Consider the following 21,540-nt stretch of genomic DNA (forward strand, 5'->3'; position numbering starts at 1 on the left):
TTCTACTGTACGAATTGGATTGTTTTTGAATAATAGTGAAACAATATATCCTGAAATAATACTAGTGACCATAATAAATAAGAAACTTCGCATTACCTTCATTTAAAAATAATATAAGCTAATCCACAATAAAGTCTGGTAGCAATCCAAAGTTTAACACAGAACCACTTACAAGGATAGCATAAACAAGTGAAACTTTAATTAGTAGGGATTTTGTCCATCCCACTAATTATTAGCCCGCAAATAGCGGATAAATTATAATCTGCCCTCATTATAGCTTGTTTTTAATAAAACGCTTACTTTTATTGAATTTTAAAATTTCTGAATAACAATCTGTTTTTACCATTTGTACTACTCGTATGTCGTCTGACTTGTATAACAGTTTTTCTAAATAATCGCTACTATGCATCTTTATCCTATATCTTCCCATCATTAAAACTTTCTGTTTCACCCCAAATAAGTATAAAATGATAACAGTTTTGTTTTTAATTTTTTTAGAAATAAAAAAATGGCAACCTCTTGTCGCCATTTTTTCATACCATTCTTATCTTTCCACTGGAAATAATTTCAAATCCGTAGCTATTTCTGTATTAGAAAATAGCTCTCTTGCCTCTTTCAATAATTCCTTATACGTATCTCCTTGATAACGAGAACTAATATGAGTTAATATTAAACGTTTCGCATTTGCCTGAAGTGCAATACTCGCAGCTTGCTTAGATGTGGAATGGAAATAATCATACGCTTGTTGTTCATCTTCTGCCGCGAAAGTTGCTTCATGAACAAGTACGTCAGCGTCTTGTGCTAGCTCTCTACTCGCTTCACAATATCTTGTATCACCTAAAATGGTAATAACTCTTCCCTTTTGAGGTGGGCCGATAAAATCTTTTCCGTTTAGTATCGTACCATTTTCTAATTCAACTACTTCCCCATCCTTTAAACGTTTAAAGAGTGGACCTGGTTTCACACCCATCTCCAGTAATTTATCGACTAAAAGGGCACCTTGTATATCTTTCTCTATAATACGATACCCAAAACATTCAATACCATGTGACAATCTTTTCGTTTCCACATGAAATTCATTGTCTTCAAACACAGTACCTTCTTCTGTTATCTCAACAATTTCAAGTGGATATTTTACATGTGTCGTACTTACTGATAATGCCACTTCAATAAATTGTTTAATTCCTTTTGGTCCGTACACTGTTAAAGGTGTAGTCCCTCCTTGAAATGAACGGCTTCCTAATAAACCAGGCAAGCCAAAAATATGATCACCATGTAAATGCGTAATAAATATTTTTTCAATGCGGCGTGGGCGTACTGATGTATGTAATATTTGATGTTGCGTCGCCTCGCCACAATCAAATAACCAAGTCTGTCCTCGTTCTTCTAACAATTGCAAAGCAATTGCTGAAACATTCCTTCCTTTCGAAGGAACACCTGCACCAGTTCCTAAAAATACAAATTCCACTTTCTTTCCTCCAGCTCTTTATATAATCTACCTTTCATCTTACGGAATGTTATTTCAAATGGCAAATCGAATTTACATAACCAATCATCTAGACAACTATATAACACGAACATTATACTCAAAAAACTTATCCATCGTTCGTGTTTTGTGTTAAAATGATTATACTACATGTTAAGGGAGCGTTTTATTATGAAAGAAGCATTTCGTTTACAAACTGATTTTTCATCTTCATTTGATCGCTGGGTAAGTTCTTTCGTGTCAGATCACCCAGCACAATTAGAATGGACGACTTTGAAAGAATTAATCCATGAATATACAACAACACATACAAATGATTCGTTACCAACATATATTTCTTCAGCTTTAACATATTACGCACAACGCGTTTCAACAACAAACAGTTCAGAAATTGTTATTTTTGAAAATGCTACAATCTCATAATCTATTATAAAAAGCACTGTAATCAGTGCTTTTTATTTATACTTATTTAGCAAATCATCATATTCCGTCCAAAAATCTGTATACATACTTTGATCGAACTCATCTAAAATTATCTTTTCACTTGAGTTATTAAATAATTTTTTTGCTTGTAGTGCAAAAGAAACAATTTGTGTTCTATAAAAACTTTATAGTAAAAAATTTCACAATTAATTTTAAAAATAAAAGGTGTCATGATATTTACTACGTCATGACACCTCCTACATAAACTTATTTTCTAATTTTTGCTGAAAGGACTTTTCTTGCTTACGTAATAATTGACTACCTCGTTGTAAAATCGGCATTCCATACTTATCATTAATTTGATCAATGACAGCAAGTAGCGGCTCTTCTTTCGCATCTTCTTCAAATGAAAACAAATCTAATTGTTTCACCGATTCTGTCTTCCACTCTATTTCAGTAGCTGTCACACCTAGTAAACGAACGGAATCCCCGTCCCAATGTTGCTTCCATAAACGGGATGCTGCCTGAAAAATATCTCGTTCTGCCCAAATGGCATTTTTCAATTGCTTACTCCTCGTTACTGTGCGTCTATCATGGTATTTAATCATAATTTGAATATTATAGCTGACAAGGGTTCGCTTTTGTAATCTTTTACTCACTGACTTGGATAGCCGTTCTAACATATCAAGTAATTCTTTCTCTTCATCCATATCCTTTGAAAAGGTCATCGAATTACCAACGCTTTTATGTAGTCCCATTTGACTCGGATCAACTTCCCTATCATCCACACCTTTTGCCCGCTGTTGTAAATCAACACCATGCTTTCCAATTTTAGCGCGAATGATATGTTCGTTCCCTTTTGCTAACTGCTCAATTGTTTGTATATGAATATCATTTAATTTTTCAGCTGTTTTTTCCCCAATTCCATGCATCGCTCCAACTGGAAGTGGCCAAATCATTTCTGGAATATCTCGTTTTCGAAGCACCGTAATCCCGAGGGGCTTTTTCATATCAGAAGCTGTTTTTGCTAGGAAAAGGTTTGGAGCAATTCCGATGCTACACGGAAGCTGTAACTCTGCTAATAATGCTTGTTGAATCATCTTTGCTATTTCAAGAGGCGAACCGAGCCCGTAACAATCTGTAATATCTAGATACCCCTCATCTATTGAGACTGGTTGTATTTTGTCCGTAAAACGAGAAAGGATTTGAAACATTTGAAATGAAGCTTCACGATATAATGTAAAGTTAGGACGCCTTACAACTAATTGCGGACATAACCTTTTTGCTTCCCAAAGAGGCATCGTTGTACGTATTCCATATTCTCTCGCCTCATAACTACATGTTATGATAATTCCTTTTCTTTCTTTTTCATTTCCAGCAACCGCTAACGGCTTCCCTTGTAATGATGGGTCATGAGCAATTTCAACAGATGCGAAAAAACAATTCATATCTACATGTAAAATAACACGACCTTTTTTTGGATACATTTCTCGCACAGTACTCACCCCTAATCAGAACGTTCGTTCTTTTATTATATCAAATTTTACACAATAATTATAATAATTACTTGTTCTTTTCTATCATATTCATTGCTATAATTTAAACAAATGGATATATTTGTAATTAGGGGTGATTATTATGAATTCAACTGATAAACTCAATTATACGTTTCTCGTAATTATACTAATCATCGCCATCAATTATTTACTTCTTCCTATTTTTGATATTAACATAGCTGGTTTCCTCCCTCGGCTAGTCCATGTAGTAACAACTTACATACTGCCATGGATTTTCTTGTATTGGCTTATCCGTCTTGTAAAAGCAATTGAATCAAAATAAAAAGCGTGTAAATCACAATGGATTTACACGCTTTTTCTATTATATTACTTCGCTACTTCTTCAATAATTGAAACAACTAATTCTGCTGTTTTCGCTAATTCTTCAACAGGAATCTTTTCATTTGTTGTATGAATTTCTTCATAACCAACCGCTAAGTTAACTGTTGGAATACCGTGTCCTGCAATTACGTTCGCATCACTTCCGCCACCACTTTGGTGAAGAGAAGGTGTACGACCAATTTTTTCAGCTGCACGTTTTGCAACCTCTACAACGTGGTCGCCATCAGCAAATTTAAATCCTGGGTACATAACGTTTACTTCAACGTCTGCGTGACCGCCCATTTCTTTTGCAGTTGTTTCAAATGCTTCTTTCATTTTCGCAACTTGTACTTCCATTTTTTCATTGATTAATGAACGCGCTTCTGCAAAGATTTGTACATGATCGCAAACGATATTCGTTTGTGTACCACCTTCAAAACGTCCAATATTTGCAGTTGTTTCAGAATCAATACGACCAAGAGGCATCTTCGCAATTGCTTTCGCTGCGATCGTAATTGCAGATACACCTTTTTCTGGTGCTACACCAGCGTGAGCTGTTTTCCCGCGAATAATTGCATTCACTTTCGCTTGTGTTGGAGCTGCAACAACGATTTCACCAACTTTTCCATCGCTATCTAATGCATAACCGTATTTCGCTGTAATGCGCTCACGATCTAATGCTTTTGCACCAACAAGACCAGATTCTTCTCCAACTGTAATAATAAATTCAATTGTACCATGAGGGATATTTTTCTCTTTTAAAACACGGATTGCTTCGAACATCGATGCCAATCCTGCTTTATCATCCGCACCTAAAATCGTAGTACCATCTGATACGATATATCCATCTTTAATAGAAGGCTTAATTCCATTACCAGGAACTACTGTATCCATATGAGAAGTAAAGTAAATTGTATCAACACCATCTTTTGTTGCTGGTAATGTACAAATTAAGTTACCTGCACCATGACCAGTAACAGCCATTGTGTCATCTTCAAATACTTCTACACCTAAATCTGTGAATTTCTTTGTTAATACTTTGCAAATTTCTGCTTCAAATTTCGTTTCAGAATCTACTTGTACTAATTCCATAAATTCATTTACTAAACGTTCTTGATTAATCATAAGACTGCGCCTCCTGCACTACCATTATGTATGTAACACTATCAATTATAACAGAATTTCGCAAAAGTTTCGAAATACAAGACAAAAAACAGACGGTTTATATGTCTAGATAACCATCTGCTTTCTATTACTCATTTAACAATACCCAGCGCATATGATCTTCCCACACTCCATTAACCATTAACATCTTCCGAGACACGCCTTCATATTGAAAGCCTATTTTCGTCACTACTTGTATAGATGCTAAATTTCGCGGCATAATCGGCGCTTCTATACGATGTAATTGAAATTCCTCAAAAGCAACTTGAATGGCTTTTCTAAGCGCTTCTGTCGTATAACCTTTGTTTAACTCTGCCTTATCTAATTTATAGCCGAGTACACAAGATTGATAAATTCCGCGAACAATTAAATTAAATGAAATACATCCAATTATTTTCGTATCATCACCCTTTTTAAAAATCCAAAGCCTGATGATTTTCCCTTCTGCGAACTCTTTTCTATCCTTTTGTAACTTTTTCTTTTGATAATCTAACGTAAAAAAATCATTTGGTCTATACTCTTCCCAAGCTTTTAAAAATTCACGATTTCTGTCGTAATATTGAAGAACTTTTTCAGCATACGACTCATCGATTTCCCTTAAATATAAACGATTTGTTTCATATATTTTCATCATCGTATCTCCATTCTTCAGCTTGCATAACAAAAAACTTACACTCCATCATTTTATATATTCTCTACATGCATACAAATTTCCTGTTATACTTTACACACACTTCTCGAATTTTGTCATTTCTCTCCCCTTGTCCACAATATCATTTCTCGTTACAATGATATTGTACTGATTTGCAAGGAGGTATAACGATGCATAAAAAAGCTCAAAAAGTTATGATTTATGTAATGCTAATTTCTATGCTTGTAACAACATTACTTGCTGGCGCGAGTATGTTTTGGTAAAAAGGACGATGTGTTCGTCCTTTTTTTACTTTTTACATATAACAAAATAAACCATCTCGATATCGAGATGGTTTATTTTATATAAAGCACAATCGCTACAATACTAAAGGAAAATGACATTACAAGTGCTATTACAAAACTTGTATATTGTTTCTGCTGAAATGCTCCAATAACAAAAGTAAGATTAAGTAATGCCATACATACAATCGCTACAAGATAAGAACATATATTAAAAGTTGCCAACATGAATGTAATAACAAATAGAAATCCCATAAAAAACTGCATATATGAAAGTTTTGGATTCAAGTACATATGAGCAACCCCTTTATTTAATTTTTATCTTTCTATACTCTCATTAACGCACGGTTATGTACACATGTCAAGACAACTTATTACAATAGAAAAAGCCAACCTTTTCGTTGGCTATTTCATATGCAATGGCTCCTTTTTCTTTTGCCAATTGCTGAAATGATTTTTTCGATTTCACAATCCATACTTTCGTTCCAATTGGAATGCGATCAAACAAATATTCCACATCGTTTTTCTTCATTCTTATACACCCTTGTGAAATATACTTTCCAATTGAACTCGGTTGGTTTGTTCCATGTATTCCATATTTACTTCCATCAGTTCCTCTTGCATTAAATCCAATCCACCTTGACCCAAGTGGATTTTTTGGCGATCCACCTGGAATATCCTTCGCAATGTAATACGGATCCTTTGCTTTCATTACAACATCAAAAGTTCCTTCTGGAGTTAATTCATTCGTTTTCCCTGTCGCTACTGGAAAAACCTTTTGAATCTTTCCATCGTCAATATAAGCTAATTTATTCGTCGCTTTATTTACAATAATAAAAGGATCCCCGGCACGTGGATTATCACCAAGAGGCCAAATAGGCGATAAAGAAAGACATAATATGAAAGAGAGAAGATACGGCATAAATAATTCCTACCTTCTATATAAGTTCTTTTATATTATCCTTTCCCTTAAAACGACTTTTAATGAGTAAATATTGCTCCATTTCATATACAAGTTGAACAAGTTTCGCACGTATCTCAAATTCTTCGCGTGTAACTGGCAATGGCATGTCCCTAAATAATTCTCTCATTTCTTGAAGCTGTCTTAAAGAGATAACCCCAGTACTCTCAGGACTAATGGCATTTCCAATGTTTTCAACTACATCCGCAATCATGTCAGCTTGTTCGTATGTCCATGATAAAGAAGCTGCTAATGGTATCATCCGCTCTAAAATTTCGAACTGTTGCATGCGCATATTAAAGTAACGATAGTAATAGCCATCTTCTCGCATGAATGCATTCTCAAGCTTCTTAAACGATAAATCTCTTGCTTCATTTAGCATATTTTCAGTTTCAATAAGTTCTGCTCCGCTCCAACTACTTTCCCTGTTTCGTAAATAAACGACCATTTCAAACAAAATCGTTTTAAAATTACTTTCTATTTTGTCCTGATACTCTTTCAACTTATTTTCACTACTTGGCATATACATATTCACTAATAAAGCCACGCTAATCCCTATCGTTAATATCGCAATTTCATTTCCAACAATAAGCCATGTAATTTGTTTCAATGAATATAGATGCATCACAATAACTGAACTCGTGACAATACCTTCTTGAATTTTAAGCATTACTGCAGTCGGAATAAATGTAAGTAATAATACACTAATTGCTAGCGGTGTATATCCAATTGTTTCAAAAATACAAAACGCGAATACCATTGATAATACACAAGCTAAAAAACGATGTAACGATACTTGAAGTGATTTACGTTTCGTATTTTGTACACATAATATAACTAAAATACCCGCTGAACTATAAAATTCTAATCCTAATAACTGAGCAATAAAAACTGCTGCGCCTGTCCCTATTGCTGTTTTTACTGTACGGTATCCAATTTTGAACATAGCATTGCTCCTATATGTATAAACGTATTTACAGTTAGTATAAAAAAAGGATGACACAATGTCATCCTTTTCTACTTATTATTCACGTAACCGTTACAGATTACAATATTTTTTGTAAAAATTGTTGCGCACGTTCACTTTTCGGTGCTGCAAAAAATTCTGCTGGCGCACTATCTTCTACAAGTTTTCCACCATCTAAAAAGAGAACACGATCTGCTACTTCTTTTGCGAATCCCATTTCATGTGTAACAATCGCCATTGTCATTCCTGTCGTAACTAATGATTTCATAACTTCTAGCACTTCTTTCACCATCTCTGGATCAAGTGCTGATGTAGGTTCATCAAATAACATCACTTCTGGTTCCATCGCTAACGCTCTCGCAATTGCTACACGTTGCTTTTGTCCACCCGAAAGACGATTCGGGTACGTATCTTTTTTATCTAATAAACCGACCTTTTCTAAAAGTTTTTCGGCTTTCTTTTCAGCTTCTTGTTTCGTTACCCCTTTTACATTGATAGGAGCATACGTAATATTTTCTAATACAGTCATATGAGGAAATAGGTGAAAATGCTGAAATACCATTCCGACATTTTCACGAACGTGCATAATATTCGTTTTTGGATTCGTTACTTCTTCCGTTCCAATCCAAATGTGACCATTTGTCGGTGCTTCTAGCACATTCATACAACGTAAAAATGTTGATTTCCCTGATCCAGACGGTCCAATAATTGCTACTACTTCCCCTTTTTCAATCGTTGTTGTAATTCCTTTTAATACTTCGTTTTTTCCAAATGATTTATGAAGGTTTTCAATTTTAATCACTTTTCTTCATTCTCCCTTCAATTGCCTTCCCAACTAATGTAAGAATAATGACTAACATATAATAAATGAGTCCAACAAAAAGTAATGGTTCAAGATATTTAAACGTCTCGCCACCTACAATGTAAGCACGGCGCATTAAATCCGTCGCTCCTATTACTGTTACTACAGCCGATTCTTTCGTAAGTGTCGCAAACTCGTTCACAAGCGCTGGTAATATATTTTTTAATGCTTGAGGGAAAATGATATTTCGCATCATTTTTCCATATGGTACCCCTAAAGCCATTGCTGCTTCTGTTTGTCCTTTATCAACAGCTTGAATGCCCGCACGGATTACTTCTGACATATATGCACCTGAATTCAAACTAAATGCTAATACAGCTGCTACGAATGCTGGTATTTCATAACCAATTATTTGCGGGACACCGAAATAAATAATCATTAATTGCAATACAAGTGGTGTACCACGGAAAATTGATGTATAAAGATCTGCCGCTATATTTAACGCTCGTATTCTAGCAATTTTGCAAAGTGCTAATAGCGTTCCTAAAATAAATCCTGCTAAAGCTGATACTGCTACAATTTTCAAAGTAACTTCTAAACCTTTTAGTATATATGGTATCGAAGGCGTAATCGCCGAAAAATCTAAGTTCATTCTTTTCATTCCCCTCACAGAAAAGTGAAAGGCAGCTTATTTTCCGCTGCCAAACCATTTCTTCACTAATTTATCCATTTCTCCATTTTCTTGCATTTTTTTAATTACTTTATTAAATTCAGCTGTTTTATCACTGTTTTTCGGAAGGGCAATTGCTGCTCCAACTTCTTCTGGTGCTTCTTTAATTTCAATTCCTTGTAAATCTTTCATTTTCTCTAAATAATTTTTAGCAACTGTGTCTTCTATAATTGCAGCGTCAAAACGACCAGCTTTAATTTCTTGTACGATTTCTGGTATACGGTCACGTCCCTCAACTTGGAAATCTACTTGTTTTTTAAATTCTGCTGCTTTCTCTTCTTGAATAGACCCTGTTTGTACTCCTACTTTTTTCCCTTTTAAATCCTCTACAGATTTAATGTTAGAATCCTTTTTAGAAACGACCATATTTTTCGCAACGAAATAAATATCTGTAAAATCAACATTATTTTTACGCTCTGCAGTTGGCGTCATGCCTGCCATTACGAAATCAACTTTTCCTGAACTAAGAGATGCTAATAAACCACCAAAATCCATATCTTTCACTTTCACTTCATAACCAAGTTCTTTTCCGATATATTTAGCAACATCAACATCAAAGCCGATGATTTCATCACTTTTTGAAGCTTCTACGTATTCATATGGTTTATAATCTGCTGAAGTCCCCATTACGAGTACTTTCTTATTTCCTTTTGTTTCTTTCGACTCCCCATTACTACAAGCGCTGAATATACTTACAATTAAAATAAGTGCAAACGATATTGATAATAACTTCTTCATCTTTCTTCCCCCTAATGATGTATATTTAAAAGTTTAATAGAATATTTATTCGATGTTTGTATTGTATCAGCACTTTTATTTTTATGCAATATATAAAATAAAAATAAATTAAATAACAATATTAATAACGTTTTTTATGTATAAAATGATGCATAAAACAACAGGTCTATGCATATCCCATAAAGTGAAACTTTAATCAGTGGGGGTTTTGTTCATCCCCCACTGATTATTAGCCCTCACCAATCGGGCTTTTACGGGCAGCCCGACCCCCACCTAACTTCTTTGCTTTCGCTGAATTTTGAGATGGGGGTCTTACTGCCCGTTAAATGCGGGATAAATTTTAATACTAAATAAAAAAGGCGGTACACCCACTTCATTGTGGACGTACCGCCTTTTCGTTTATTTTATACTTCTTCGCAATTCTCTTCGAAATAAGATTGTAGTTTTGCAATAACTTGCATCGGTTCATGACCTTCAATTTCATGACGCTCTACCATCGTTACAATTTTCCCATCTTTTAATAAAGCAAATGATGGAGAAGAAGGTGGATACCCTTCGAAATATTCACGAGCTCTTGCTGTTGCTTCTTTATCTTGACCTGCAAACACCGTTACAAGGTGGTTAGGACGTTTATCATAATGTACAGAATGCGCAGCAGCAGGACGAGCAATACCGCCTGCACAACCACATACAGAGTTTACCATTACAAGTGTTGTTCCATTTCTTTTAAACGCTTCTTCTACTGCTTCTGGCGTCGTTAATTCTGTATATCCAGCAGAGACAATCTCTTCACGCGCTTGGCGGACAACATCATTCATAAAAAAGTTAAAATTAATCAATCTTTTCCCTCCTCTAAAACTACCTATTTGTATCTTACCAGTTAATGTTTATGAAATACAAGTAAGTTTACTTGTATTTCAGCATAGAAAAGGTGTTAGAGCAGGGCTCTAACACCTTTTCTTAATGACCACGATGTTTTTGCTTTGCTTTTTGTACTTTAATTAAACGTCTTCTTTGTTTTTCAGCCTCACGCTTCTCCTTAGATTGCACTTTCTTTTCTTGTTTATGCAATTCATAAGATAAGCTAATTGCCTCTTGTGCCTTAGTAAAACGTTTTTCATTTCCTTCTTTTGCCGCTTGTCGTATGATACGTTTTATATTTTTTGGACGTTGTTTTTCTTTCACTTCCACACCGCATTTCGCAACGTGCTGGAAATACGCTAACATTGGACCATTCACAAATATAAGTACTTCTTCATCTGAAGGTTCCAATCCAAAAATATACCTTGCTCCATACAATTTCCCTTTTTCTTTATGCGTAATAATTCCTACGAAAAATTGACCATCATGATATACTGTCAAATCCATTGACAGCCCCTCCTTTAAAAAAATTAGAAATACTGGACATCCCGGAGGGGAAGGTTACTGACATGTAATCATGCGTCTGGACTACCGACCAGAACTGTGTTTTTGTATTTCTTTCACTATCATTATATCTTTTTTTCCATAATTTTCATATATTCAACAATCATTTTTTTATGCGATCCCACAATATAGTCAGGTAGTTCTGTTAGTGGGAAGAATGTAAGCTGAACCGCTTCTTCTTTATTCATAACAAAATCTCCGTCGTATTCATCCGTATAATAAGCGGTCGTTACAGATTGAAATTCATCACCGTTTGCTAATTTTGTGAAATAGTTCGCTCCAGAAAACACATTGATTAATCGCAGGTTCTTCACTTCTATTCCTGTTTCTTCGTATACTTCACGGCAAGCTGTTTCTTCTGGTGATTCGCTAAGCTCCATTAATCCGCCAGGCAGCCCCCATTTTCCGTAAGGCTCTGTTCTTTGTTGTAGTAATACATATCCATTTTCATTTATAACGAGTACAACAGCACCAACTAAAATTAAAGGGCGATGACCAACTATTTTTCGTAATTCTTCTACATATCCCATCGTATCGCCTCCTTTTTCGTTGTCCACACTATTGTATCATATGTATGAAACGACAAAATGCGTATATTTTTCATTTTTTTAACAAAATATTTATTTTATGTGCTTCATCTACTGTAGCTAACATAATGGATTCGACTTCTGCATTCTTCTCTAGAAATTCTCTCGCCCACTCTTCTGTTTTCCCTAATAAAGCAAGAACATCTTTCTGAATGCTCCCATTCTTTACTAATACAAAAGAAACTGGAGATTTTTTTCCCGCGACTTTCAGATCCAGCCGCGAAACTGTCTCATATTCTGGATACTGAAATATAGAAACAACACCGTTCGCTTCCCATAATGCTAATTTAATCTTTTGAATGTCACTCACGTTTCGCATGCGAAGTTCGGAAAATAAATATTCCACTGTAATTCTCGCTTTTTTCAAATTGCTAAAATCAATGGAACCATTGTGTATAAGAATAATAGGTGCTGGCTCTAAAAAACGTCTCCATCTATCCCATTTCAACATTAAGACTGAGCTTATAATATGAAGTACAACGAGTATGAACGTTGTAATCATTGATCCGAGTAATCCTACTTTTTCATCAGATAATGCGTTAGAAATATTCCCTCCAAGCAATAACACTAATACAACATCTAAAAAACGAAGTTGCGCGATGGATCTTTGTCCCATCGCTTTCGCAACTAATATTAAAAATATGTATGCTATAATAGCCCGAATAACCCATTCATTATTGGAAAGATGCCGTGCCCCTTCAAAAATATGCATATGCATCACTTTGCACTCCTTACCCGTCTCAAACTGCTACTTTGTTTTAGTTTGCAACGTTTAAGAGCATATATGTAAAAAAGCTGGTTCGTATTTACACGAACCAGCTTTTTTACTTAACAGAAAACATATACTTTTTATACGTTTTCCGTACCGATAATATGAGACCCATCATAATCATATTTGAGAATAAGGAACTTCCCCCATACGATAAGAAAGGTAATGCAATCCCTTTTACAGGCATTAATCCAACGATCATACCGATGTTTTGGAATATTTGAACCGTTAATATTCCAATTGCTCCAGCACATAATAATGTACCGAATAAATTATCAGCAGAATAACCGATAATAATTGTTCGATATAGTAGTAATAGGAACAAGAATACAACTAACGCGGCTACGATAAATCCACCTTCTTCGGCAATTGTAGCGAAAATAAAGTCAGTATGCTTCTCAGGGATATAGACGTTCCCTTCGCCAAACCCTTTCCCTTCCATACCACCACTACCTACAGCTAAAATCGATTGCTGTGTTTGATAACCTTGATCTGCATTTTCAAATGGATTTAACCAACCTACAATACGTGATTGTTGGTGAGGTTTTAGTAACGTAACTAAATTATTAAAGAAGAAATCCTCATACCTTACGTAAATAAATATTAACGTAGATAATACGGTCACCGGAATAACTGTACATAACGCTATCAATTTCTTCTGAATACCTGACATAAATAAAATACATGCTATTGCAGCAGCGTATAAGAACACCATCCCTGTATCTGGTTGGCTATATACAACGGCCATAGGTGGGAGGGATACTAGCACAATTTTACCTACTAATTTTAAGTCCGTTTGGAATGTCCTTGCCATATACTGCGCATTATGTTTCACTGCTATACTTGCTACTACGAGAAGCAATGAAATTTTGAAAAACTCCGATGGTTGAATTTGGCCAACTAACGGAAATACAAACCATCTTTTTGCACCTAATTTTTCAGGTGTGAAAGTGGAAACCGGTAGTATTTTCAAAAGAATAAGTGACGCAAATCCAACGATATAAAGTGGCCAAGACAATTTTTGTAATTGATCTAAGTCAATGCTTGCAACAAGCAATAACAATACGACCCCAATTATGTAGTTCAAACCCTGTTTCATCGCAAAGTTTGCCTCTCCATATTGGCCAGTTTGCTGACTGCTATATATAGCAGCTATACTCGTAACACATAATGCAAACAAAATTAATATTAATTTTACATCTAAACTTTTTAAAAACTCGGTACTTCTTTTCATGACATCCTCCTGAAACATTGTTACAGCAAAATAAAAAACCAGGAGTCAACATTCTTCATGTTTTGACGACTGATTACACATTATCTATAAAACACTTATATAGAATAACTCTCTTTTTCATACAATACAATATATTATACTACAGTTTCATCAGTAAGATTTGCCAAAAAAATTATTCTTTTCTTATTTTATATCTATATACCATATATCAGCAATGTATTTTCGTAAATTCCTAATACATACTCGTTCATTGTAAGATTGCTGGGAAAAGTGATGTACATATAGAAGGATGAAAATGAAGAAATAAGATGATAAAAAGCCCGCATAAGCGAGCTTTTTACTAGTATACAGATGTATTATTTTCTGACGTATTTTCTAAAATTTCTTTTACACGTCCTAAGAACTTACCACAAATTAAGCCATCTAGTACACGGTGATCAAGTGATAAACATAAGTTAACCATGTCACGAGCACCGAACATACCATTATCCATAATTACTGGACGTTTTACAATTGATTCAACTTGTAAAATAGCCGCTTGTGGGTAATTAATAATACCCATAGATTGAACAGAACCGAATGATCCTGTGTTATTAATTGTAAATGTTCCGCCTTGCATTTCGTCCGCTTTTAACGATTTCGTACGTACTTTTCCTGCAAGTTCTGTAATTTCACGAGCGATGCCTTTAATTGTCTTCTCGTCTGCGTGTTTAATTACTGGTACAAATAATTCGTCCTCTGTTGCAACAGCGATAGAAAGGTTAATATCTTTCTTCTGAACGATTTTATCGCCGGCCCACATTGAATTAATTTGAGGATACTCTTTTAACGCTTGTGCTACTGCTTTTACGAAGAAAGCAAAGAACGTTAAGTTAAAGCCTTCACGCTTTTTGAAATCACCTTTAATTGAATTACGGTATGACACAAGGTTTGTCACATCTACTTCAATCATCATCCAAGCGTGCGGTGCTTCGTGTTTGCTACGTAACATGTTCGCTGCGATTGCTTTACGTACACCTGTTACTGGAATTTCGATATCGCCAGGCATTGTTGGTACAGAAACTGATTTCGCAGCTTCTACTTTTTGTGCTACTGGTGCTGCTTTTGGTGCTTCCGGACGCGCTTCTACTACTGCTGCTACCGCTTCCTCTTTCTTCGCACCTGCTTGCGGAATGTTTCCAGATTCCACTAGCTTTAAAATATCTTTACGAGTGATACGGCCATTTGCTCCCGTACCTTCCACTAGATCTAAATCAACGTTATGCTCACCCGCAAGTTTTAACACAGCTGGTGAAAAACGAGGTTTTCCATCAGTTGGTTGTTTTGCTTTCGGTGCTTTTTCAGGTGTAGCTACTTCTGCCTTTGGTTCTTCTTTTGTTTTTTCTTCAACAGCTGTTGCTGCTACTTCATCTGCGCCTTCTACTTGAATCACACAAACTACTTCACCTACAGCTAACGTATCACCTTCACCAGCGATTAACTCTTTCACAATACCAGTGAAAGAAGATGGTACTTCAGCATTTACTTTATCAGTCATTACTTCTGCAAGCGGATCATACTTATTTACGTGATCGCCAACATTAACAAGCCATTTACTAATTGTACCCTCTGTAACGCTCTCCCCGAGCTGAGGCATTATAATATTTTCTACAGCCATGTATAGTCCCCCCGATTAAAATTCCGCAAGTTCACGCATTGCTTTTTCAACTTTATCTGGATTTACCATGAAGAATTTTTCCATTGTTGGAGCATAAGGCATTGCTGGAACGTCTGGACCTGCAAGACGTGCGATTGGCGCATCTAAATCAAACAGACAGTTTTCAGCAATAATCGCTGCCACTTCACTCATAATACTTCCTTCTTTATTGTCTTCTGTTACAAGAAGAACTTTACCTGTTTTAGAAGCAGCTTCAATGATTGCTTCTTTATCTAATGGATATACAGTACGTAAATCAAGAATGTGTGCAGAAATGCCATCTTGTGCTAACTTTTCAGCTGCTTGAAGAGCAAAATGAACACATAATCCGTATGTGATAACAGTAATATCATCACCTTCACGTTTTACATCTGCTTTTCCGATTGGTAATACGTAATCATCTTCTGGCACTTCACCCTTAATTAAGCGATATGCACGTTTATGCTCAAAGAATAATACTGGATCTTCATCACGAATTGCAGCTTTTAGTAAGCCCTTTGCATCATATGGTGTAGAAGGGATAACGATTTTTAAACCAGGTTGGTTTGCAAACATCGCTTCCACAGATTGTGAATGATACAATGCACCGTGAACACCTCCGCCAAATGGCGCACGAATTGTAACTGGACAAGTCCAATCGTTATTAGAACGATAACGAATTTTTGCTGCTTCAGAAACAATTTGGTTTACTGCTGGCATGATGAAATCAGCAAACTGCATTTCAGCGATTGGACGCATACCATACATTGCCGCACCAATTGCTACCCCAGCAATTGCAGATTCTGCAAGTGGTGCATCAAGCGCACGATCTTCACCAAACTGATCATATAAACCGTGTGTCGCTTTAAATACGCCACCTTTTTTACCAACATCTTCACCTAAAACGAATACTTTCTCATCGCGTTCCATTTCTTCGCGCATTGCTAATGTAATAGCATCAATATAAGACATTACAGCCATGAAACGTTCCCCCCTATTCTGCGTATACGTGCTTCAATGCATCTTCAGGTGCTGCATACGGAGCATTTTCTGCATATTCTGTTGCTTCATTTACGATATGCATAATTTCGTCTAACATTTGTTTTTCAGATTCCTCAGTTAACACGCCAGCTTCTTTTAAATAAGCAGCAAATGTTATAATTGAATCTTTTTTCTTCGCTTCTTCTACTTCTTCTTTATCACGATAAACACGATCATCGTCGTCACTAGAATGTGCTGTTAAACGATATGATACTGTTTCAATTAAAGTTGGGCCTTCACCACGACGGCCGCGGTCTGCCGCTTCTTTTACAGCTTTATATACTGCAAGCGGATCATTTCCGTCTATTGTATATCCAGGCATACCGTAACCAATTGCACGGTCTGATACATTTTTACATGCTAATTGTTTTTCAACTGGAATAGAGATTGCGTATTTGTTATTTTCACACATGAAAATAACAGGTAGTTTGTGTACGCCAGCAAAGTTTGCACCTTCATGGAAATCACCTTGGTTAGAAGAGCCTTCCCCGAATGTAACAAACGTTACTAAATCTTTCTTTTCCATTTTTCCAGCTAATGCAATACCAACTGCATGTGGTACTTGCGTTGTTACTGGAGATGATCCTGTCACAATACGATTTTTCTTTTGACCGAAGTGACCAGGCATTTGACGACCACCAGAGTTTGGATCTCCAGCTTTCGCGAAAGCAGACAACATAAGTTCTTTAGCTGTCATACCAAACGCTAGTACAACACCCATATCACGGTAGTACGGTAATGCATAATCTTTCTCTCTATCAAGAGCGAATGCTGCTCCAACTTGCGCAGCCTCTTGTCCTTGACAAGAAATTACGAATGGAATTTTACCAGCGCGGTTTAATAACCACATACGTTCGTCAATTTTACGTGCAAGTAACATCGTACGGAACATTTCTAATACTTGCTCATCACTTAAGCCAAGCTCTTCATGGCGCTTTTCTTTTACTTCTGCCATTTTTCATAACCTCCTAAATCCACATTTTTATGCGTGTAACGCTTTTCCATCTACAGCTAACGCTGCTTCACCAATCGCCTCAGATAATGATGGATGCGGATGAATTGTATGTGCTACTTCCCAAGGTGTTGCATCAAGTACTCTTGCAAGACCAGCTTCAGAAATCATATCTGTTACATGTGGTCCAATCATATGAACACCGAGAATGTCATTTGTTTCTTCATCAACTACAAGTTTTACGAAACCATCTGATTCGCCGTATACAAGTGCTTTTCCGATTGCACGGAATGAGAACTTCCCTACTTTTAACTTATAGCCTTTTTCTTTCGCTTCTTGTTCCGTTAAACCGACAGAAGCAACTTCCGGACTGCTATATACACATTTTGATACCATAGAATAATCAATTGGTGTAACTTCTTTACCAGCAATATGTTCTACTGCAACAATTCCTTCATGAGAAGCAACGTGAGCAAGCTGTAAACCACCGATTACATCACCGATTGCGTAAATATGAGATTCTTTCGTTTGATAAAACTCATTTGTTTGAATGTATCCTTTTTCCACAACGATATCCGTATTCTCTAAACCAATATTTTGCGTATTGGCTTGTCGTCCTACAGATACAAGCATTTTTTCTGCTTTAAATTCTTTATTCTCACCGTTATGTTCAGCTTGAATTGTTACTCCATTATCTTTTACCAATGTTTCTGGTAATACTTTTGCACCAGTTACCACTTTAATACCTTTTTTCTTGAATAGACGTTGCATCTCTTTTGAAACGTCTTGATCTTCTAGTGGTAGTATCGTTTTCGCATACTCTAATACTGTAACTTCTACACCGAAGTCAGCAAGCATAGATGCCCACTCAATACCGATTACACCGCCACCTACGATAATAATCGAGCTAGGAAGCGTTTCCATTTTTAGAGCATGATCGGAAGACATTACGTACTCTCCGTCTAATTCTAAACCTGGTAATGAATTCGGACGAGAACCTGTTGCAACAAGCACATTTTTTGGAATTAACATTTCATTCTCTTCTCCACTTGCAAGTTCAACTGAAATTGTCCCTGGCATCGGAGAGAAAATAGATGGACCAAGAATACGGCCAATACCTTCAAACACATCAATTTTACCTTGTTTCATTAAGTGTTGAACACCTTTATGAAGTTGCGTTACAATCTTCTCTTTACGCTCTTGTACTTTCGCAAAGTTTAGTTCTACATTACTTGCAATAACCCCGAACTCTTCGCTTTTTTTAGCAGTTGCGTATACTTCCGCACTACGTAAAAGGGCTTTACTAGGAATACATCCTTTGTGTAAACAAGTACCACCAAGATTTTCTTTTTCGACTAGTGCAGTTTTTAACCCTAGTTGTGATGCACGAATTGCAGCAACATATCCACCAGTACCGCCGCCAACGATGACTAAATCATATTCTTTTGCCATTATCTCAACCCCTAGCTACCGTTTCTTTTTCACGTACAACGTATTCTTTTGGAGCTTCTTCTTCACGTAATACACGAAGTGCTCCTTCTGCTAACGCTTCTAACTCATCTTCGCCTGGATGTACGATAACATCTGCAATCCAGTCCACTCGTTCTTTAATTTCATCAACAAGAATTTTACTGTAAGCAAGTCCACCAGTTAATACGATTGCATCGATTTTCCCGTGAAGTACAGCGCTAGCTCCGCCAATTTCTTTTGCAACTTGATAAGCCATTGCTTTATAAATAAGAGTTGCTTCAGGATCACCTTTTTCAACCATCTGCTCTACTTTAATCGCATCATTTGTACCGATTAAACTTACAAGTCCACCTTGTCCGACAAGTTTTTTAATCATTTCATCACGGTAATACTCGCCAGAGAAACACATTTCTACTAATTGCCCTACTGGTACTGTGCCAGCACGCTCTGGACTAAATGGTCCTTCTCCGTTTAAACCATTATTCACATCGATTACTCTTCCTTTTTTATGGGCACCAACTGTAATACCGCCACCCATATGTGTAACTAATAAATTTAAATCCTTGTATTTGTGATTTAACTGTTTAGCTACTTTACGAGCAACTGCTTTTTGATTTAATGCATGGAAGATACTTTTACGTTCCATACCAGCAATACCACTTATACGAGCAACCGGCTCCATCTCATCTACAACGACAGGATCCACAATGAATGCATGAATGTTTAATCCAGAAGCAATTTCATAAGCTAAAATGCCCCCAAGGTTTGAAGCGTGATGACCGCTAAATCCATTTTTTAAATCTTCTAACATCGCATCGTTTACTGTATACGTACCGCCTTCGATTGGACGAAGTAATCCCCCGCGTCCACAAACAGCGTTTAATTTTGAAATGTTAATACCGTGAGAATGTAGAACTTCTAAAATCGTTTCTTTTCGAAACTCATATTGGTCGATAATTCGCTTATATTTTCCAATCTGTTCTACGTCATGACGAATCGTTTCTTCTAGAACAGGTCTTTCATTATCAAAAACACCAATTTTTGTGGATGTACTACCCGGATTAATAACAAGAATTCGATTTAAAGACACTGTTGCTACCTCCACTTATAAATTCAAAAGGAGGTGGAAACCTCATAAGAGGTAACCACACCTTTTGTAAAAGTAATATATGAATGATTAGCGACGGCTAATAATGTCGTGACCGTTGCGTAAGTATGTGCTACGAGAGTTTTTCAAGCTTGCAATGCGCTCTTCAGCTAAACGATCTGCTGCTACATAAGTTGCAATGCCATCGCGTTTTGAAATTTCGATTACTTTTGCAATTGTGTCATAAATTGACTCAACGCGTTTTAATGCACGTTCTCTATTGTATCCATATAACTCGTCTGCTACGTTAATTACGCCACCTGCATTAATTACATAGTCTGGTGCGTATACAATACCCATTTCATGAATGATGTCGCCGTGACGATCTTCTTTTAATTGGTTATTTGCAGAACCTGCGATTACTTTTGCTTTAAGTTGTGGAATAGTTTCGTCATTAACTGTTGCGCCTAATGCACATGGTGCGTAAATATCACATTCAACACCGTAAATTTCATTTGGCTCAACTGCTGTTGCACCGAATTCTTCTACTGCACGTTGTACAGCTTCTTTATTAATATCTGTAACGATTAGTTTTGCTCCTTCAGCGTGTAAATGTTTGCATAGGTGATATGCTACGTTACCAACACCTTGAACAGAAATTACTTTTCCTTCTAAATTATCAGTACCGAAAGCTTCTTTCGCAGCAGCTTTCATACCACGATACACACCGTATGCAGTTACTGGAGATGGGTTACCAGAAGAACCGAATGATGGTGAAATACCTGTTACAAAGTCAGTTTCTTCATGGATAATATCCATATCATCTACTGTTGTACCAACATCTTCAGCTGTAATGTAACGTCCGTTTAGTCCTTGAATGTAACGTCCTAACGCACGGAACATCGCTTCGCTCTTATCTTTACGTGGATCACCGATAATTACTGTTTTCGCACCACCTAGGTTTAAACCAGCAGCTGCGTTTTTGTATGTCATCCCTTTTGCAAGACGCAATGCATCTTCAATCGCCGCTTCTTCAGAATCATATGTCCACATTCTTGTTCCACCAAGAGCTGGTCCAAGTGTTGTATCATGAATTGCAATGATTGCTTTTAAACCAGATTCTTTATCTTGACAAAATACTACTTGCTCATAATCATATTTTTCTAAGTATTCGAAGATTTCTAATGTCATTGTCGTTTCCCCCTAATGTTTTACCCTA

At 36.3% G+C, this 21,540-nt stretch carries 24 protein-coding genes; 3 read left to right on the forward strand and 21 right to left on the reverse strand.

Annotated features, from left to right (window positions below):
- Nucleotides 1-544: 544 nt before the first annotated feature.
- Nucleotides 545-1,468 (reverse strand): ribonuclease Z, encoded by a 924-nt coding sequence (rnz, locus tag AC3WVA_RS02220; protein ID WP_492321768.1) that lies wholly within the window; start codon nucleotides 1,466-1,468, stop codon nucleotides 545-547.
- Nucleotides 1,469-1,657: 189 nt separating this feature from the next.
- Here rnz and AC3WVA_RS02225 point away from each other — a divergent pair, with 189 nt between their 5' ends.
- Nucleotides 1,658-1,909 (forward strand): DUF3932 family protein, encoded by a 252-nt coding sequence (locus tag AC3WVA_RS02225; protein ID WP_000656495.1) that lies wholly within the window; start codon nucleotides 1,658-1,660, stop codon nucleotides 1,907-1,909.
- A gap of 257 nt (nucleotides 1,910-2,166) precedes the next feature.
- On the opposite strand, the gene AC3WVA_RS02230 is transcribed toward AC3WVA_RS02225, so the two are convergent.
- Nucleotides 2,167-3,405, reverse strand: a complete 1,239-nt coding sequence (locus AC3WVA_RS02230) for a DNA polymerase IV (protein WP_098880820.1) — start codon at nucleotides 3,403-3,405, stop codon at nucleotides 2,167-2,169.
- Nucleotides 3,406-3,547: 142 nt separating this feature from the next.
- Here AC3WVA_RS02230 and AC3WVA_RS02235 point away from each other — a divergent pair, with 142 nt between their 5' ends.
- Nucleotides 3,548-3,748 carry a hypothetical protein gene (locus AC3WVA_RS02235; RefSeq protein WP_048531009.1) on the forward strand — a complete coding sequence of 67 codons (201 nt, stop codon included), beginning with the start codon at nucleotides 3,548-3,550 and terminating at the stop codon, nucleotides 3,746-3,748.
- 44 nt (nucleotides 3,749-3,792) lie between these two features.
- Here the strand turns inward: AC3WVA_RS02235 and AC3WVA_RS02240 are convergent, their stop codons facing one another.
- Nucleotides 3,793-4,911, reverse strand: a complete 1,119-nt coding sequence (locus AC3WVA_RS02240) for a tripeptidase T (RefSeq protein ID WP_048531011.1) — start codon at nucleotides 4,909-4,911, stop codon at nucleotides 3,793-3,795.
- 127 nt (nucleotides 4,912-5,038) lie between these two features.
- Nucleotides 5,039-5,584, reverse strand: coding sequence for a GNAT family N-acetyltransferase (locus AC3WVA_RS02245; RefSeq protein WP_142341999.1), 546 nt, complete (start codon nucleotides 5,582-5,584; stop codon nucleotides 5,039-5,041).
- A 188-nt stretch (nucleotides 5,585-5,772) separates the two neighbouring features.
- Here AC3WVA_RS02245 and prli42 point away from each other — a divergent pair, with 188 nt between their 5' ends.
- Nucleotides 5,773-5,865, forward strand: coding sequence for a stressosome-associated protein Prli42 (prli42, locus tag AC3WVA_RS02250; protein WP_000549038.1), 93 nt, complete (start codon nucleotides 5,773-5,775; stop codon nucleotides 5,863-5,865).
- Nucleotides 5,866-5,937: 72 nt separating this feature from the next.
- Here the strand turns inward: prli42 and AC3WVA_RS02255 are convergent, their stop codons facing one another.
- The 17 genes from AC3WVA_RS02255 to AC3WVA_RS02335 form a co-directional block, all read right to left on the reverse strand.
- Nucleotides 5,938-6,177, reverse strand: a complete 240-nt coding sequence (locus AC3WVA_RS02255) for a DUF3894 domain-containing protein (protein ID WP_098880818.1) — start codon at nucleotides 6,175-6,177, stop codon at nucleotides 5,938-5,940.
- Nucleotides 6,178-6,244: 67 nt separating this feature from the next.
- A complete protein-coding gene (locus tag AC3WVA_RS02260) occupies nucleotides 6,245-6,805 on the reverse strand; it encodes a L,D-transpeptidase (RefSeq protein WP_098880817.1) in 561 nt (186 codons plus the stop codon).
- Nucleotides 6,806-6,821: 16 nt separating this feature from the next.
- The gene (locus tag AC3WVA_RS02265; RefSeq protein WP_048531019.1) at nucleotides 6,822-7,790 is read right to left on the reverse strand and encodes an aromatic acid exporter family protein; all 969 of its coding nucleotides are present in this window, start codon (nucleotides 7,788-7,790) and stop codon (nucleotides 6,822-6,824) included.
- A gap of 100 nt (nucleotides 7,791-7,890) precedes the next feature.
- Entirely contained in the window at nucleotides 7,891-8,613 is a 723-nt protein-coding gene (locus AC3WVA_RS02270; RefSeq protein ID WP_000590218.1) for an amino acid ABC transporter ATP-binding protein, read from the reverse strand.
- The gene (locus AC3WVA_RS02275; RefSeq protein WP_048531023.1) at nucleotides 8,606-9,265 is read right to left on the reverse strand and encodes an amino acid ABC transporter permease; all 660 of its coding nucleotides are present in this window, start codon (nucleotides 9,263-9,265) and stop codon (nucleotides 8,606-8,608) included. Before AC3WVA_RS02275 ends, AC3WVA_RS02270 begins: the two co-directional genes overlap by 8 nt.
- Before the next feature lie 36 nt (nucleotides 9,266-9,301).
- Entirely contained in the window at nucleotides 9,302-10,081 is a 780-nt protein-coding gene (locus tag AC3WVA_RS02280) for a transporter substrate-binding domain-containing protein (protein ID WP_098391086.1), read from the reverse strand.
- Between the two features lie 404 nt (nucleotides 10,082-10,485).
- A complete protein-coding gene (locus tag AC3WVA_RS02285) occupies nucleotides 10,486-10,899 on the reverse strand; it encodes a BrxA/BrxB family bacilliredoxin (RefSeq protein ID WP_492321826.1) in 414 nt (137 codons plus the stop codon).
- A gap of 142 nt (nucleotides 10,900-11,041) precedes the next feature.
- Nucleotides 11,042-11,449, reverse strand: coding sequence for a YjdF family protein (locus AC3WVA_RS02290; RefSeq protein WP_098519977.1), 408 nt, complete (start codon nucleotides 11,447-11,449; stop codon nucleotides 11,042-11,044).
- A 122-nt stretch (nucleotides 11,450-11,571) separates the two neighbouring features.
- Entirely contained in the window at nucleotides 11,572-12,036 is a 465-nt protein-coding gene (locus AC3WVA_RS02295; protein ID WP_098519978.1) for an NUDIX hydrolase, read from the reverse strand.
- A gap of 70 nt (nucleotides 12,037-12,106) precedes the next feature.
- Nucleotides 12,107-12,811: a DUF421 domain-containing protein gene (locus AC3WVA_RS02300; RefSeq protein WP_098519979.1), complete on the reverse strand. Its 705-nt coding sequence runs from the start codon at nucleotides 12,809-12,811 to the stop codon at nucleotides 12,107-12,109.
- Nucleotides 12,812-12,917: 106 nt separating this feature from the next.
- On the reverse strand, nucleotides 12,918-14,096 hold the full coding sequence (locus AC3WVA_RS02305; protein WP_048531028.1) for an FtsW/RodA/SpoVE family cell cycle protein: 1,179 nt from the start codon (nucleotides 14,094-14,096) through the stop codon (nucleotides 12,918-12,920).
- A gap of 340 nt (nucleotides 14,097-14,436) precedes the next feature.
- Entirely contained in the window at nucleotides 14,437-15,753 is a 1,317-nt protein-coding gene (locus AC3WVA_RS02310; RefSeq protein ID WP_098519980.1) for a dihydrolipoamide acetyltransferase family protein, read from the reverse strand.
- Between the two features lie 15 nt (nucleotides 15,754-15,768).
- On the reverse strand, nucleotides 15,769-16,752 hold the full coding sequence (gene bfmBAB, locus AC3WVA_RS02315) for a 3-methyl-2-oxobutanoate dehydrogenase subunit beta (protein WP_000290071.1): 984 nt from the start codon (nucleotides 16,750-16,752) through the stop codon (nucleotides 15,769-15,771).
- Between the two features lie 13 nt (nucleotides 16,753-16,765).
- The gene (gene bfmBAA / locus AC3WVA_RS02320) at nucleotides 16,766-17,767 is read right to left on the reverse strand and encodes a 3-methyl-2-oxobutanoate dehydrogenase subunit alpha (protein ID WP_000852551.1); all 1,002 of its coding nucleotides are present in this window, start codon (nucleotides 17,765-17,767) and stop codon (nucleotides 16,766-16,768) included.
- Nucleotides 17,768-17,794: 27 nt separating this feature from the next.
- On the reverse strand, nucleotides 17,795-19,216 hold the full coding sequence (gene lpdA, locus AC3WVA_RS02325) for a dihydrolipoyl dehydrogenase (RefSeq protein ID WP_001051296.1): 1,422 nt from the start codon (nucleotides 19,214-19,216) through the stop codon (nucleotides 17,795-17,797).
- Nucleotides 19,217-19,220: 4 nt separating this feature from the next.
- Complete coding sequence (gene buk / locus AC3WVA_RS02330; RefSeq protein WP_492321769.1) at nucleotides 19,221-20,324, reverse strand: butyrate kinase; 1,104 nt, start codon at nucleotides 20,322-20,324, stop codon at nucleotides 19,221-19,223.
- Nucleotides 20,325-20,411: 87 nt separating this feature from the next.
- Entirely contained in the window at nucleotides 20,412-21,512 is a 1,101-nt protein-coding gene (locus tag AC3WVA_RS02335; protein ID WP_000171363.1) for a leucine dehydrogenase, read from the reverse strand.
- Nucleotides 21,513-21,540: the final 28 nt, after the last annotated feature.

The sequence above is a fragment of the Bacillus sp. EB106-04-02-XG92 genome (genome assembly GCF_058791995.1).